The sequence below is a fragment of the Thermogemmatispora onikobensis genome (assembly GCF_001748285.1).
Taxonomy (GTDB): Bacteria; Chloroflexota; Ktedonobacteria; order Ktedonobacterales; family Ktedonobacteraceae; genus Thermogemmatispora; species Thermogemmatispora onikobensis.
Map to the genome: position 1 here is coordinate 34,925 of NZ_BDGT01000020.1, position 14,823 is coordinate 49,747.

Annotated in this window: 12 protein-coding genes; 7 read left to right on the forward strand and 5 right to left on the reverse strand. The window is 61.4% G+C overall.

Going from position 1 to position 14,823, the window contains the following annotated elements:
* Nucleotides 1-5: 5 nt before the first annotated feature.
* The 6 genes from BGC09_RS10630 to serS all read left to right on the forward strand — a co-directional run bounded on the left by BGC09_RS10630 (nucleotide 6) and on the right by serS (nucleotide 8,552).
* The gene (locus tag BGC09_RS10630; RefSeq protein ID WP_069803981.1) at nucleotides 6-1,025 is read left to right on the forward strand and encodes a ribokinase; all 1,020 of its coding nucleotides are present in this window, start codon (nucleotides 6-8) and stop codon (nucleotides 1,023-1,025) included.
* Between the two features lie 140 nt (nucleotides 1,026-1,165).
* The gene (locus BGC09_RS10635; RefSeq protein WP_069803982.1) at nucleotides 1,166-1,477 is read left to right on the forward strand and encodes an iron-sulfur cluster assembly protein; all 312 of its coding nucleotides are present in this window, start codon (nucleotides 1,166-1,168) and stop codon (nucleotides 1,475-1,477) included.
* Between the two features lie 569 nt (nucleotides 1,478-2,046).
* Complete coding sequence (locus tag BGC09_RS10640) at nucleotides 2,047-3,090, forward strand: LamG-like jellyroll fold domain-containing protein (protein WP_141727734.1); 1,044 nt, start codon at nucleotides 2,047-2,049, stop codon at nucleotides 3,088-3,090.
* Nucleotides 3,091-3,314: 224 nt separating this feature from the next.
* A complete protein-coding gene (locus tag BGC09_RS10645; RefSeq protein ID WP_069803984.1) occupies nucleotides 3,315-5,045 on the forward strand; it encodes a zinc ribbon domain-containing protein in 1,731 nt (576 codons plus the stop codon).
* 279 nt (nucleotides 5,046-5,324) lie between these two features.
* Nucleotides 5,325-6,413, forward strand: a complete 1,089-nt coding sequence (locus tag BGC09_RS10650; protein WP_141727735.1) for a hypothetical protein — start codon at nucleotides 5,325-5,327, stop codon at nucleotides 6,411-6,413.
* Nucleotides 6,414-7,262: 849 nt separating this feature from the next.
* Nucleotides 7,263-8,552, forward strand: a complete 1,290-nt coding sequence (gene serS / locus BGC09_RS10655; RefSeq protein ID WP_218104016.1) for a serine--tRNA ligase — start codon at nucleotides 7,263-7,265, stop codon at nucleotides 8,550-8,552.
* Nucleotides 8,553-8,625: 73 nt separating this feature from the next.
* On the opposite strand, the gene BGC09_RS10660 is transcribed toward serS, so the two are convergent.
* Entirely contained in the window at nucleotides 8,626-9,159 is a 534-nt protein-coding gene (locus tag BGC09_RS10660) for a metallophosphoesterase family protein (RefSeq protein WP_069803986.1), read from the reverse strand.
* A gap of 150 nt (nucleotides 9,160-9,309) precedes the next feature.
* Here BGC09_RS10660 and BGC09_RS10665 point away from each other — a divergent pair, with 150 nt between their 5' ends.
* The gene (locus tag BGC09_RS10665) at nucleotides 9,310-10,020 is read left to right on the forward strand and encodes a metallophosphoesterase family protein (protein ID WP_069803987.1); all 711 of its coding nucleotides are present in this window, start codon (nucleotides 9,310-9,312) and stop codon (nucleotides 10,018-10,020) included.
* Between the two features lie 138 nt (nucleotides 10,021-10,158).
* Here BGC09_RS10665 and BGC09_RS10670 read toward each other — a convergent pair whose 3' ends face one another.
* The 4 genes from BGC09_RS10670 to BGC09_RS10685 form a co-directional block, all read right to left on the reverse strand.
* Nucleotides 10,159-10,362, reverse strand: coding sequence for a hypothetical protein (locus tag BGC09_RS10670; RefSeq protein WP_069803988.1), 204 nt, complete (start codon nucleotides 10,360-10,362; stop codon nucleotides 10,159-10,161).
* Between the two features lie 652 nt (nucleotides 10,363-11,014).
* Nucleotides 11,015-12,277 (reverse strand): ABC transporter substrate-binding protein, encoded by a 1,263-nt coding sequence (locus BGC09_RS10675; RefSeq protein ID WP_069803989.1) that lies wholly within the window; start codon nucleotides 12,275-12,277, stop codon nucleotides 11,015-11,017.
* Nucleotides 12,278-12,510: 233 nt separating this feature from the next.
* On the reverse strand, nucleotides 12,511-13,764 hold the full coding sequence (locus tag BGC09_RS10680) for a branched-chain amino acid ABC transporter permease (RefSeq protein ID WP_069803990.1): 1,254 nt from the start codon (nucleotides 13,762-13,764) through the stop codon (nucleotides 12,511-12,513).
* Nucleotides 13,761-14,660 (reverse strand): branched-chain amino acid ABC transporter permease, encoded by a 900-nt coding sequence (locus BGC09_RS10685; protein ID WP_069803991.1) that lies wholly within the window; start codon nucleotides 14,658-14,660, stop codon nucleotides 13,761-13,763. Before BGC09_RS10685 ends, BGC09_RS10680 begins: the two co-directional genes overlap by 4 nt.
* Nucleotides 14,661-14,823 lie beyond the last annotated feature (163 nt).

Consider the following 14,823-nt stretch of genomic DNA (forward strand, 5'->3'; position numbering starts at 1 on the left):
AGACAATGGAGGAGCAGAAGCGCATTTTAGTGGTTGGTAGTCTGAACATGGATCAGGTGGTGCAGGTGCCGCGCCTGCCGGTGCTCGGCGAGACGCTGCTGGGTGCCGGCTCGTTGAAGCTGGTGCCCGGGGGAAAAGGCGCCAATCAGGCGGTGGCAATGGCTCGTTTAGGGGGGACCGTGATGATGGCCGGTCGAGTGGGCCGCGATCCTTTTGGACAGCAGCTACTGGCAGCCCTGCAGGCGGCAGGCGTCTCTACGGAGCTGGTGGCCAGCGATGAGGAGGAGGCCAGTGGCACGGCCTTTATTTTCCTCGTAGAGCAAGACAATGCCATCATCGTGGCGGCAGGTGCCAATGGCCGCCTCGGGTATGACACTGGGCACATGGCCCGCATCGAAGAGGCTCTGTCACACGCCTCGGCCCTGGTCCTGCAGCTTGAGATTCCTCTGGCAACGGTTGAGCACCTGATCAAGGCAGCCCGGGCTGCGGCTGTCCCGGTCGTGCTGAACGCCGCTCCAGCCCAGCCTTTGAGTCCCGAGCTGCTGCGCCAGATCGAGCTGCTGATTGTGAACGAGCACGAGGCTCAGGCCCTGGTCACAGCCCTGGAGACAGCTCCCGGTTCCAGCGAGACCGTAGCTGAGCCAGGGGAGCCGGAGGCAAAGGATGGCCTGGCCCAGGCGCGCGCGCTGGCTCTGCGACTGCATGAGCAGGGAGTAGCAACGGTGGTGGTCACCCTGGGGGCGGCGGGGGCGCTGCTGGTCACCAGGGAGACCCAGGCAGGCAATGGCCTGCTCTCCCTCTATGAGCCGGCTCCCCGCGTCCAGGTGACCGATACGACGGCTGCCGGCGATTGCTTCGTGGGTGCATTGACGGTCGCGCTGCTGGAGGGCCAGGCCCCCGCTCAGGCTTTGCGCTTTGCGATCTACGCCAGTGCCCTGAAGGTGACGCGCTTCGGCGCTCAGTCTGGCCTGCCGAGCCGGAGCGAGGTGCTGGCTTTCCTGACCGGAGGCGAGCCTCCAGCTTAGTCTCCCGGCTGGCGGAGGACAGACAATGTCTCTACCGGCTTCTTTTGACAAGGCCTCGGCCTTGCGCTATATTTATGTGGAGTAATCCCTACTATGGTACTTGGAATATTGAGCTATCAGCAGGGAAGGAGCAGCAGACTATGCCCCAGATCAATGAGGCCGAGGTAATCGAGGCCCTGCGGGAATGTTACGATCCAGAGATTCCCGTCAATATCTACGACCTCGGCCTGGTCTATGGGATCGATATCAATCAGGAAACAGGCCACGTGCATATTAAGATGACGCTGACATCAATGGGGTGCCCATTGGTGGGCGACGTGATGTCTGAGGTCGAGATGCGCGTCAGCCAGGTCGAGCATGTCAAGTCATGCGATGTGGAGATGACCTTTGATCCTCCCTGGACGCCTGACCGCATGAGCGAAGATGCAAAGTGGGAGCTGGGTTTGATCTAGCGAGTGTGGTGTCGCTTCCAGCGGCTGCGAATCTGGCCTTGGCCTTGCCACCACGCCCGCTGGCCGCAGAGGACAGACACCTCGCTCCCTCCTCCCCCACCATAGGGCTTGCCCTGACACGTGACCATCCCCCGGCAGCGCGGCGCTCCATCGCCTCTGTCCGCTTGCTGTCGCGACATTGGCTCGCTGCCTGCCGGCTGCGGTCTGTCACGTGTTATTTTTTTCTCTTTTTACCCTTCCCTTCGACAAAGCAGTGTGTTATACTGAGTGTCGTCAATCAATACATTTATCTTCATAATATGAAAGGATGAGGAGCACCTTCTTCCGCCCTGGAAGGGAGCCCTCAAACGTCTTCTCTTCTTCCACTCTCTGTGCTGCATCGCCAGCCCTGGCCTGGAAGGAGGGCACTTACTTGCAGCGAAAGAATCGTGAGAGGAAATACATGGGCAGCATCAGCTTCGTGCGAGCAGAGAAACTGGAGTCTCGGGAGCCGGGGCACGGGTGCAAGGGAGCGATCTAGGTAAGGATAGAGCAAGAAAATTGAGAGAGCAGGAGGTTTGAGAAGACTCATGGTCAGGCACTGTGAGTTTTGCTACGCAGCGGTGCCCGCGGATTACACCACGTGCCCTGTCTGCGGAGGGGCGCTAAGGGCGAGCCGGGGCGAGCCAGGCCCTCCGGCCCCACCTGGTGGACAGTCAGCGACGCCGATGTCGGCGGCGCCGCGGCGCCTATCCCATTTTCACCGCAGCGAGTTCTCGAAGAAGAGCAGCTTTTCGCTGTCGCGCACGCTGCGGCTCGGCTTCGTCTTGATGCTTTTCCTGTTTCTGACAGGGTTGGGCCTGCTCATCTACGGCGGCATCTACCATCCAGCCCAACTGCGAGCGGGGGCCACGGCTACAGTCAGCGCTGCTTTGACGGCCCTCACGCAGAGTACTGCCCAGGCGCATGCCCACGCCACAGCAACAGCCATTACCCAGGCTCATGCTACGGCCACCGCTGCCGCCCAGGCGACCGTCGTTGCTGCTGCTACGGTCACCGCCCAGCAGGCCACCTACACAGCGGCCACGCAAGGAGCACCAACCCTGGTCGATCCTTTGACCGGGCAGAACGGCAATCTGTGGACCCTGGATAGCAACCTGCGCGAGGGCTGCCTCTTCTCCGGCTCTAGCTTGCATTCGATCGTCTCCAGCGACCATGTCTTCGTCCCTTGCCTGGCATTGGCTACGAGCTTTGCCAACTTCACGCTGCAGGTTCACATGCGCCTGGCGCGAGGCGATGGCGGCGGCCTGGTCTTCCGCGCGAACGCGGGTAGCGGCACCGGCTATCTCTTCTTCGTTGGCAGCGATGGGAACTATAGCCTCATGCTCTCCGATGGGACCCAGGCGAACGCTCTGGTGGGTGGCCCAACGCCAGCTATCCATACGGCGCCTGGCCAGGATAACTTGCTGACGGTGATCGCCCGCGGCTCATCAATCCTTCTCTATGTTAATAAGCAATACGTGGGCAGCGCCCAGGATACGAGCTTTAGCACGGGACAGATCGGGGTCTTCGCCATTGATCTTGGCCATGTGACCGATGCTGCTTTTTCCCAGCTCCAGGTCTGGTCGCGCTAACCATCCATGCCCGTTTCTCCTCCTGCTCTCTGTCTGCATACCTTGCCGTCAGAACCAAAGCCAGAGATAACCAGGGGCAGGAGCGGTTTTCGCCCATGCTACCGCGCCCGGCTCGCTTCTCACAAGCTATGTTGAGATCACTTGGCATAGATTGAAAAGCATGTTATGCTGATGATGCATTCGGGAGTCACTACGCTCAGCCCTTGAGGAGGATCTTCTTACCTATGCAATGCCAGATCTGCAAGGCCGAGCTGCCCGCGGGGGCACGGGTCTGCCCAGCCTGTGGCGCTCCTACTCCTTACAATGTGCTGGAGCCAGAGAAGGAGCAGACCTCGTCTTCTACGTTCGGCAGCCCAGATGATACGCTGATTAAGCACCGCTCCGAGAGGAGCGAAGAGTCGACTGGCGTCGAGGATAGCGAGCGCACCTTGCGCGCTCCCTACAGCGAGCCTACGGTACGAGCGCCTTCGCGCTGGCAGCAACCGCCGCCAGTGCCGGCCAGTGCCGAAGGGGAAGCGTCTGCCCAGCCGGGCGCGGCTCAAGCTTCGGCTTCGGGAGATGCGCATCCTCACGCCGATGCGGCAGCGGGTGCGACGCCAACGGCATCGCCAGCCAGCGGGCCAGCTGCGGCCCCTGCCCCCCCCTCTCAGCCCAGCAGTGTAGCGCCGGTCCCGCCGCCACGGGATGTGGCTACCAGCTATGGGTGGGTGCCGCCATCTGCCAGCTCTGGCAGTCCCTCCTATCCTGGCCTGAGCGGCACTGTTCCGCCCTCGCCCGCTCAATTCCAGACAGCGGGGGCCGCGCCGCCCCCAACCGCTGGTTCCCCGCCTCAGCCGGCCAGCCAGGTTAGCCAGAGTGGTATCTTAACGCCTCCTGGACCTGGCTATCCGCCCGCAGCAGCTCCGCAGCCAGGGCCTCTCAGTCCTTCTGGCGTCTCCTATCCTGGCTATCCACCTTCATTCTTCCCGCCCGGCCCAGCGAGTGCAGCAGGTCCTAACAGAGAGGCGGGCGCCGCCCTCCCTCAACAGAGTCAGCCTGGCTGGCCGTGGTATTCACAGCAACCAGCCCCTGGAGCACCCGCACCAGGAACAGGCCCGGGCTTTCCCCCCGCTCCCTCTGCGCCAGGACAGGCCAGAGGAGGCCGGTCTACGTTGCTACTCATTCTGGCCATCTTGCTGATTTGTGTCATGATCCTGCTTGGGAGTACCGTCTACCTCGGCGTCATCCGCCCAGGCCAGGAGCATGCCGCCGCCACGGCCACGGCTCAGAGTGCCACAGCCCTCGCTCGCAGCCACCAGACGGCGACAGCCGTTGCTCAGGCGAATGCCACGGCCACGGTGACTGCTCTGCAGGACAATCCCCAGGCGTTCTATAGCTATGTCACCTCGCAGACTCCCCAGGTGAATGACTCGCTGGCCAGCCAGAGCGCCAGCAACTGGGATGATACACGCAATAACGATGGCAGCGGCTGCCAGTTCAACAATGGCGCTCTGCATATCCTGACTACTACCAGCACCCCGGCCTGGGCCTGCGCTGCCAACGCCTCGACGTACCACAATCTGGCCTTCCAGGTTGATATGACGATGGTCAAGGGCGATAAGAGCGGCCTTCAAACTATGGCGGGCCTGGTCTTCCGCCTTAATGAGAACGCGAGCAGCTTCTATAGCTTCACCATCAGCCCCAGCGGTGCCTACCTGTTGAGTAAAGTCAATAACGGGAATGTCACCTATCTCTCTGAGGGCGTCAGCTCCGCCATTAACGCCAATCTCGGCGAGAGTAATACCCTGACCGTCATCGCCCAGGAGAATACGCTCATGCTGTTCGTGAACCAGCACTACCTTTCTACGGCTCACGACAGCACCTTGACGAGCGGAATGGTCGGTCTGATTGCGCTGAACGCCGGCAAGATCTCCGCCGACGCTGCCTTCCAGAATGCGAAAATCTGGCGGCTGTAGGCAGGCTTTCGAACGGGAGGAAGGAGATCAGCGGTGGTAATGTGACGAGAGGCGAGCCGCTGGCCCAAGTGTAGTGTAGAAATACCGCTCACCACGGGGATGGGGCAGGCCCTGCCCTCCCCGAGACTGCCAGCACTCGCGCCCTTCTCTCCCGCTGGAGGGTCTTCTGCACGCTTCGCCAGGTCCAGGCAGAGCTGGTCTTGTATACAGTGTTCATGCTATAGTAGCAGAGAGGAGCAGAAGGAGAGAAGCCTCTTGCCAAGCGAGGGAGTGCCATCTATGCCAGGAAAGCAGCACTCAAGCCGCCCACAGGTGAGCACTGGCGGCCCCGAACCGGAGCTACCACCACCTCACACGTGGACGTCAAGAGCAGAGGGGAGCAGCGAGATTTCCGCCGAAAGGCCAACAGAAGGAGGAGGGTCACAAGAGCAGGCTGAGACAGGGACGCTCGTGCAGACGCCTGCTGCTGAGCCTGCCCCTTTCCGGCTGCGCTCTGCCGGACTCTCGCGCGGTCAGTGGTGGCTCTATGGGTCGCTGGCCGCTCTGCTGCTGCTGACAAGCACGGCTCTGCTCGTGATGCTGACCACGGGCCAGGCCACGGCCATACTTCAGGCCCAGGCCACTGCCCGCGCCCAGGCCACGCGCCAGGTTCTGGCCAGCGCCAGCGCTCAGGCTGCAGGCACCGCGCAGGCCCTGGCAACCCAACAGGCGGCGATCTACGCCACCGCCACAGCCCAGAGCCTGGCAACAGCTCAGAATAGCCAGCTCACAGCGACCGCTACCGCCTACGACGAGCGCCTGAGCCAGATTACGCAGGGCCAGCCGGCCTTCAGCGACGATCTGAGCAGCCTCGATGAGAGCCACGGCTGGGACCAGGGCTTCAGCGACGCCGGCACCGGCTGCTTCTTCAACAACGGCGCCTATGAGGCGCGAGCCGGTCACCCCGGACTGCTACAACCATGCCTCGCTCACAATACAAACTTCAGCCAGTTTGTCTACGAGGTCCAGCTGACAATTACCCACGGCCAGGAGGCCGGGCTGCTCTTCCGCGCCAGCAGCGATGGCCAGAGCTACTATCTTTTCCGCGTGAGCATCAACGGCTCGTTCGCTCTTGATCTCTACCAGGGTCAGAGGGGCCAAACCCTGCTGACCGGCTTTAGCCCGGCGATCAGCAGCGGCCTGACGCAGACGAACATTCTGGGCGTGCTGGTCAGTCAGGAGAGCATCGTGCTCTATGTCAACGAGCAGGCCGTGGGCAGCGTGCAGGACCACACTCTCTCAACGGGGGCGATCGGCGTCGTCGCCATCGATGATCAGCTGCCCTGTGTGGCTCAGTTCAGCAATGCCCAGGTCTGGGCCCTTCACTAGTGAGCCGTCTGCGCCGTGGTCTGGAATCAGACAGGCTGCAGCCACCAGTCCGGAGCGCTTTGTGCATAAAGGCATGCCGCTGGGGGCCCCTGGCTTCATCCAGGGGAGAAAGATGGCATCCTGCTCACCCTCACCCTGGGGTTGACTCAGCCGACTCTCCTATGGTATCCTGCTTTTCAGGCTGAAGGCACTGGCTTGTTTGTGACCAGCAACAGCTGTGCCTCATCGTGCAGAGGGGCGGCGGAGCAAACGGGTCAATTGCGCTCTCCTGTCCTACGGGGCGGTGGGCTGCTGTCAACCAGCCCTGAAGCCCGGGCCAACACAGCTGCGGGCAAGCCCCTGGCTTGAGTCAGGGGTCGTTGACTGAGTAAAGGCGAAGAACAGGACAAGTACTTCATGCCTGCGAGCGCTAGAGAGCTGCGGGTTGGTGCAACGCAGTGCCGGGGATGAGGGAATCCACCTGGGAGCCCACGCGATGAGCGTTTGCGGTGGCCTCCGTTAACAGGCCAAATGAGGGATGGCTCTGCACAGCCAGTTTCTAGAGTCTCTTGCTCTCTGGCTAGCCGGCAACAGAGCATCTAAACAAAGGTGGCACCACGATCGACGCAGCAATCAGCGTTGTCGTCCTTGCACAGTGGACGATAACGCTTTTTTTATTGCTGCAGGACCGTTATAGGCGGTCAGTTGTCAGGCTCGCGGCCCCCTGGCCGGTTCGGGCTGCACCTGACGTCTTGCAGCCAGGGCGGATCATAGTGATCTGACCATCCCGGCCAGCGAGCTGGCGCGCGCGACCTGCTACAGACCAAGGCCCAAGACCCATGTTTGAGGACGAAAAGAGCAGAAGGAGGGATGTTTTTCGTGCTGGATCTTGGCTTCATTCGCAATCATCCAGAGCTTGTCAAAGAGGCTGTACGCCTCAAGCAGAGCGATTTTGATGTCGACCAGTTTCTGGCCCTTGACCGCCAGGTCCTCGAACTGCAGCATCAGGTCGAGATGCTGCGGGCAGAGCAGAACCAGCTTTCGAAGCGCATCGGACAGGCCGGCAAAGACAAGGAGCTGCGCGAGTCCCTCATCGTCCAGGGCAAACAGCTGGCGGCACGCCTCAAGGAACTGGAGCCGCAGCTGGAGGCTCTCAGCGAGCAGCGCCAGCAGCTCCTCTACCTGGTGCCGCAGATTCCTGATCCCTCGGCTCCAGTCGGCACGAGCGAAGAGGACAACGTCCCAGTGCGCTATTGGGGAGAGAAGCCACAGTTCGACTTCCCGCTGCTGGACCACTATACGCTGATGCAGAAGCTGGACCTGGTCGACATGGAGCGCGCGGCAAAAATCGCCGGCTCGCGCAGCTATGTGCTCAAAGGCGATGCCGCTCGTCTTGAGCTGGCCCTCTTGCACTTCGCTTTCGATCGCATCGCCGCCAAGGGCTTTACGCCCCTGATCGTGCCGGCGATGGCGCGCGAGTTCTGTTTCATCGGCAACGGCCAGTTTCCGCGTGGACGGGACCAGGTCTATGCCCTGGAAGGCGAGGACACTTTCCTTGTGGGAACCGCCGAGGTCTCGATTACGGGCATGTTCAAGGACGAGATTCTTAGCTACGAGGAGCTGCCCCTGACCTTTGTCGGCTTCTGCCCCTGCTTCCGCAAAGAGGCCGGCACCTATGGCAAGGACACGCGCGGCGTCTTCCGCGTCCATCAGTTCAACAAGGTCGAGCAGTATGTGATCTGCGAAGCCTCACACGAGGAGTCGGTGCGCTGGCACGAGCAGCTGATCCACAACGCCGAGGAGCTGGTTCAGGCCCTGGAGATCCCCTATCGCGTGGTCAATGTCTGCACCGGTGACATGGGCGATGGCAAGGTCGGCATGTACGATCTGGAATGCTGGGTTCCCAGCGAGGGCCGCTATCGCGAGACGCACTCTTGCTCGTACTTCCACGACTGGCAGGCGCGGCGCGTCAATATTCGCTACCGCGATCGCGACGGCAAGGTGAAGTTCGTGCACACGCTCAATAACACGGCCATTGCATCGCCGCGCATCCTGATCCCGCTGCTGGAAAACCATCAGCAGCCCGATGGCTCGGTACGCATTCCCGAGGCCCTGCGCCCCTATCTGGGCGGCCAGGAGGTGCTGCGGGCACGCCACTGATTGCCGCCTCCTGGCCTCCTTCCGTTGGGCTGCCGACCAGCGAGCGCCGGGGCGGCTCCGCCTTGGCGCCAGCTCAGCAGGTAGAGGAGGCAAGGGGGATGATTTCCCCACGCGGGCTACCGCTGGCGTCTTCAATGTAGAGACGGCCAATCGTGCAGACTGGCTGACTGCGCCGATCGGTAGCGCTGCCAGGATTGAAGAGCAGCAGCCCGTCCCGTTGACAGAGATAGGGAACGTGGGTATGACCGAAGATCACACAGCGCGCCCGCGGGAACTCCCGACGGGCCGCCTCCAGACGCGCCACATCCTCACTGCGCCCTCGTCGCGCGCCATCCGGGCTGAGGATGTGGACCACGCCAATGCGGCAGCCGCCGATCACCAGCTCGCGCTTGAGGGGCAGCGCACGCCGCACTTCGTCACTCTCGACGTTGCCCTGCACAGCGACGACGGGCGCGATGGTCTCTAGCTCACTGACGACGGAGAGCACCGAGAGATCCCCGGCATGAATGATCAGTTCGACACCGGCAAAATGGCGCCAGAGGACCTCGGGCAAAGCTTTGAAGCGCGGAATATGGGTATCCGACAGGACGCCGATGACGTGTTCCATCGGCTCTCACCTCCGTTGCAGCAGACAGGTCCACCCCTGGCCAGACCAGACGGCAAGCCGCTGGCTGCTTTGCCCGACGGCGGGGCAGACTATGCCTTGCCTTCCTTGTCGCTCGCTCGCTCGCTCTAAGGAGAGAATAGCAGATTGACTATGCGCATTGCCATTATCTCTGATATTCATGGGAATCAGGTGGCCCTGGAGGCCGTACTGGAAGATCTGCGCCGCCAGCCAGCAATCGATCAGCTAGTCATCGCTGGCGACCTCTGCTTGAATGGCCCGCGCCCTCGTGAGGTGCTCACGATTGTCCAGCAGCTCGGCTGCCCGGTCATTAAAGGCAACGTCGATGAGGAGGTGGTCAGCACCGCCCCCGAGAAAGGGCGCAAAAAACAGAGCACCGTAGCCTGGACGCGCGAGCAGATCGGACCGGAAGGCATCGCCTACCTGCGCGACCTGCCTTTCTCGTACCGCGTGACCAATCCCAATGGCAGCGATGTCCTGGTCGTGCACGCCAACCCGCGCAATTTGGAGGACGCCATCCCTCCTCACGCCTCCGATCAGGAGCTGGAGCGCTTGCTCGACGGCCTGGATGAGCAGATTGGCGCCCTGGCCTTCGGCCACCTGCATATCGCTTACCTGCGACGCTGGCGGCGACTGTTGCTGTTAGATGCGGCCAGCTGCGGCCTGCCACGCGATGGAGATCAGCGCGCCGCCTACGGCATTCTTAGCTGGCAAGGCAACGACTGGGAGGGGGAGATCCGCCGCGTGCCCTACGATCTGGAGACCGTCGTCGCTCAGATCCGCACCAGCGGCATGCCCCATCCCGAGCGGCGCATCAACATCCTGCTGGCGGCCCACTACTGAGGTCCTCCAGCGCGCAACCGCAGTCCAGAGCGGAAGGAGTAGAATACAGAGCAACGGGGCACCGGCAGTGGTGGGGAGTCGCCACAGCCTGCGCCCCGTTGCTAAGGTGAAGCGCTGAAGCGGAGCAGCTATTTTGCTCTATAAGACATGCAATAATTGACAGAAGATACAGGTACAGGTCGCAGGATGACCAGGAGCATGCTCCAGCAGCGACGGCGGTTGCTCGTTGCGAGGCAGCTCCTGCACTGGCATCGCCTCCTCACCAAGATAGCTGGCAGCATCGCCGATATCGACCAGCTCAAGCTCGCGCACAATTTCCTTCAGTTCACTCGTAGTCGCCATGCTCAATGATCCCTCTCCTCTCGCAGGACACTCAGCCCCGGGACGCAGAGAGCCCGCACGAGTGGCGCACTCCTGCTGCAACAGAGAGCATACCTCACATTGCATCAGGAAATGCTCGATAGAATACTCCGATTCGATAAATTTCAATAATTAAGCAATAAAACCAGGCTCTGTTTGGCTTTACGCCGCTTACTGGAGGCGGCGAGGCCGTAGCCAGGGCCTTTTATTTGCTCGGCTCAGCCAGAGAGTCGGCGCCAGTTTGCCGAGCGGGAAGCCAGAGAGCTTCCACTTAATATATACGTGTCCAGGTTGACATTCATCGCCGTAAGTGCAAGCGAATAGGCCAGTTGGGTCAGGCAAGCGAGCAAGAGGCAAGCAGACAAAGAGAATGGGGGGGCGGCAGGCAGGGCGAACGCAGCGGTAGCGCGGCGAGATCACCCTCACAGGAAGCCAGAGCGGCGGAGTGGAGGCGGCGCGAGGGGAGGGCAGTGATGTAGCATCCAGGGCCGGGCCGGCGTTGGAGCTTTGCCCAGGCGAGTTGCTCACCGGCTGTCCCCATTCCGCGGGGCCGCAGACAGGGGACAGCCGGTCGTCATGAGCAACCACACACCAGGGCAGACAGGGAAGAAAAGGAGCGAGCTAGCGAACCTGATTAGAAATGAGACTGGCTGGCGGCCACCCCAGTGAAATCTGACGAGAGCGGCTTAACACCGGCAGGCTGGGTAGCATCAACCTGGTAGATCACCGAATCGCGCGTTGGCACACGCTGGTCGGGCGTCGAGCCATAGTGCGCCGGCGGCAGCAAGCCACCCATATCCACCGACTGCAGCGACTCGAAAGCGCGGAAGAGGCCATCGCGTGTCAGATCACCGTTCTCCATTGCCTTCTTCAGGATGGCGTAGGTCACGTAGGACTCGGCATAGCCAAACTCGAAGTAGCCATCGGGCTGCTGCTTCGGGAAATACTTGGCCTGGTCCTCCAACATCTGCTTCATCCCTGGCACGCTCGTATCGCCCCAGGCCGCTCCCTGCGAGACGACCCAGGCCCGGCTGATCAAGGGCTTGAGCGCCGGCACCGCCAGCAGCTGAATCGAGAAGGCCGGGCTTTGCAGAATCCACTGCGGATTGTAGCCCAGCTTGTAGGCTGTAGCGATAATGGTCGCTGTCGCCGTTGGCAGCGTTGTCATAAAGACGTACTTCGCACCAGAAGCCTTCAGCTGCGCCACCTGAGCGGTGAAATCCGTATCATTGACCGCAAAGGAGACCTGGGCGACGTCGTGCAGATGGTAAGCGCTCACGGCTTCACGATAGCCTGTCAGCCCATCCTGGCCATAGTCATCGTTCTGGTAAATGATGGCCGTGGCCGGATTCTTGACGCCCAGCTTGTTGACGATGTAGTCAAAGGCATTCTCGACCTGCAGACGGTAAGGTGTGCCAACCAGGATCAGATATTTCTCACGCGCCAGCGCCGATGAGAGGGTTGCCGCCGAGACCAGCATGTGGTCGGCAGCCGCCAGATCCTTGATGGCAAAAGTCGGCTGCGTCCCGAGGCTGTCGGCGATCATCAGCACCTGGTTGCGAATCTGGTTATACTTCTGCACCTCCAGCTGCGGGCTATACTGCGTATCCTGTTCAACGAACTGGACCTTGAAGCCGTTAATGCCGCCGTGGTCATTGACATGATAGAAGAAAGCTTTCACCCCATTGGCGATCGGGATGCCGACCGGCCCGGCCACCGGTCCCGAGTAGGGCGAGAGAATGCCTAGCGTGATCGTCTTCTTGTTGAGATCGACGCCTGGTCCCGCCTTGAGGCCACCCGAGCTACTGCCCGTGCTGCTGCCCGCGCAGCCCGCAAGGATCGGTAGACCGGCCAGGAGGATGAGTATACAGGCAAAGAAGAAACGTTTAGTAACCATAAACAATTACCCCCTTATCGAGCCAAAGGCACAAGATACTACCAAAAACCCGGCTGGTTCGCCTTTTTCGCCTTTACTGGCTTCCTGACTGCAGACCTGCCGCCCGACCAGACCCGACCAGACCCCGGCCCGTGCCCCCACAGGCCGGTTCGCTTGCAACGCGGCAGGCAAGAGGGAGAGAAGGCGGAGGGAGGCAGACGCGACGACGCCCGTCAAAGCGCTCTCGGGCGCGCTCAAGAGGCGCCAGTTCCCCTGCGCCCCTGCCCCTCGTCAGGACCAGAGGAGCGCTGCTGAAGATCAACCACCTCGATGCTCTCACCTCCTTCTTTGAGCGTCGCGGCGCCCGCATTGGCGCTGGCCCCTGCTGCCTGCAAGCGAGGCCCACCAGGGCGTAGGCGACGCACCAGACCAATGACTCCGCCTGGCTCAAACAGCAGGAAGACAATGATGAGCAGGCCATAGAGCAGGGCATTCAGATCGCCGCTGCTGAGGCCCCCGCCGCCAGTGCTGGGCGGCAGCAGCGAGAAGTAGTCGATGACCTGGGGCAGGGCGAAGACAAAGGCCGCTCCCAGAATCGACCCCCAGACATCGGCAATGCCGCCGATGATGATGGCTGCCACAAACTGGATCGAGAGGCTCAGACTCCAATAGTCGGGGATCACATAACGCGCATAGGAGACATAGAGCGCGCCGGCCACGCCCGCCAGGAACGACGAGAGCACGAAGGCCCCCATCTTGACCTCAAAAAGGTTCACCCCCATGATGGCAGCGCCCACTTCGTGGTCCCGCACGGCCCGCATAGCACGACCGACGCGCGAACGGCTGAGGTTGTAGACGAAGAGTGCCGAGAACAGGAGGATGACCAGAATGAGCAGGAAATATTGTTGCCCAGAGGTCAGGGCGATGCCAAAAATGCTGTTCTGCTGGTCGAGCGAGAAGCCCCCAAAAGCCGGCACAGGGAAATTGCGCCCCTGCGGCCCTCCAGTGATGAAATTCAGGTTGCGGAACAGATAATTGCCGATGAAGACCAGGGCCAGGGTCACAATGCCCAGATAGAAGCCGCGCAGGCGCAAGGCGCTCGGTCCAATCAGCGCCCCAACCAGGGCCGCGACCAGGCCCGCCGCCGGCAGCCAGATGAAGACAGGCAGGCCCAGACCCCAGGGATCAAGCGCTCCCTGTGGCGGATTGCCCCCCAATAGGGCCGCCGTATAGCCTCCCAGCCCCATGAAGAAAGCCAGACCCAGCGAAATCTGACCGGTATAGCCTGAGAGGAGATTGAGCGCCAAAGTGGCAATCGCCGCAATCAGGCAGTAGTTGACAATGGTAAACCAGTCGTCGCCGGCCAGCGAGAAGAAGAGCAGCAGGGCCAGCACTCCAACCCCCAGCCAGAGCCAGCGCGCCAGGTTCCCTAGCAGGCGCGGCGGCTCGGCCTCCCGTGGCAGCTCCTGACGAAGACGGCTACGGCCACGCTCCCGTGTAGCGATCATACGCGCTCTACCTTTCTTGAGCCAAAGAGACCATAGGGACGAATCAGGAGGATGAGGATCATGATCAGATAGGGCGTCACTTCGTGCAGGCCCGTGCCAACCACTGCCGGCAGGCGACTCTCGTAGCCAGCCGTCAGGACGCTGGTCAGGCCGATGATGACGCCACCAACGACCGCGCCGCTGATCGAGTCGAGGCCCCCCAGAATGATAGCCGGGAAGGCCACCAGGGCCGCATTGCCAAAGTTGGGATCAATGGCCAGACTGTCGATCGCCAGCAGCACACCGCCAAGCGTTGTGATGGCTGCCGCCAGCCCCCAGGCCAGTGCATAGACAGTGCGCACGTCGATCCCCATAGCAAGAGCCGCCTCCTGATCCAGAGCCGTGGCCCGCATGGCCAGCCCATAGCGCGTGCGGCGAAAGAAATAGTAGAGGGCCGCACAGAGCACAATAGTTACGGCAATGGTCCAGAGGTCACTGCTGCCCAGATGGACCCCGGCCACGTTGAAGCCACTGGTGACAGTGAAAGGCGTGGCCGCCGGAATGGTGCGCGACCCCCAGCCTACAACCACAAGCGTGCGCAGAATAATGTCCAGACCAATGGTAATCATGAGGATAGTGAAAGGCGGACGACCAATCATCCTGCGCAGGACAAGACGCTCAAAGAGGAGGCCGATGAGAATCGTGACCAGCAGCCCCAACGGTAGCGCCAGCAAAAAAGGCAGGTGCCAGTTCAGAACAGCGCTGGCTACCACATAGGTGCCCACAAGCAGCAGCTCGCCCTGGGCGAAATTGATGACCTGACTCGCCTTGAAGATGATGCTAAAGCCCAGTCCGATAAGGGCGTAGATACAGCCCTGGGCCGCGCCCGCAAAGACCAGCTGAAGGAAGTAGGCCATAGCTCATAGCTCCTCCTGACACAAGCAAGCCGCAAATAGCGCGATCGAGCGACACGTAACAAGAGAGCGCCCTGGTACATTCAGGGCCAGAGAAGAAGCCTTCGGGCCTCTCCATACAAGCAAGCAAGTAAGCAAACCAACAAACCAACAAACCAACAAACCA

Coding starts and splice junctions, on each gene's coding strand:
- BGC09_RS10685 (WP_069803991.1), bottom strand. CDS start 14,660: ATGGCCTACTTCCTTCAGCTGGTCTTTGCGGGCGCGGCCCAGGGCTGT.
- BGC09_RS10665 (WP_069803987.1), top strand. CDS start 9,310: ATGCGCATTGCCATTATCTCTGATATTCATGGGAATCAGGTGGCCCTG.
- BGC09_RS10680 (WP_069803990.1), bottom strand. CDS start 13,764: ATGATCGCTACACGGGAGCGTGGCCGTAGCCGTCTTCGTCAGGAGCTG.
- BGC09_RS10630 (WP_069803981.1), top strand. CDS start 6: ATGGAGGAGCAGAAGCGCATTTTAGTGGTTGGTAGTCTGAACATGGAT.
- BGC09_RS10635 (WP_069803982.1), top strand. CDS start 1,166: ATGCCCCAGATCAATGAGGCCGAGGTAATCGAGGCCCTGCGGGAATGT.
- serS (WP_218104016.1), top strand. CDS start 7,263: ATGTTTTTCGTGCTGGATCTTGGCTTCATTCGCAATCATCCAGAGCTT.
- BGC09_RS10660 (WP_069803986.1), bottom strand. CDS start 9,159: ATGGAACACGTCATCGGCGTCCTGTCGGATACCCATATTCCGCGCTTC.
- BGC09_RS10645 (WP_069803984.1), top strand. CDS start 3,315: ATGCAATGCCAGATCTGCAAGGCCGAGCTGCCCGCGGGGGCACGGGTC.
- BGC09_RS10650 (WP_141727735.1), top strand. CDS start 5,325: ATGCCAGGAAAGCAGCACTCAAGCCGCCCACAGGTGAGCACTGGCGGC.
- BGC09_RS10675 (WP_069803989.1), bottom strand. CDS start 12,277: ATGGTTACTAAACGTTTCTTCTTTGCCTGTATACTCATCCTCCTGGCC.
- BGC09_RS10640 (WP_141727734.1), top strand. CDS start 2,047: ATGGTCAGGCACTGTGAGTTTTGCTACGCAGCGGTGCCCGCGGATTAC.
- BGC09_RS10670 (WP_069803988.1), bottom strand. CDS start 10,362: ATGGCGACTACGAGTGAACTGAAGGAAATTGTGCGCGAGCTTGAGCTG.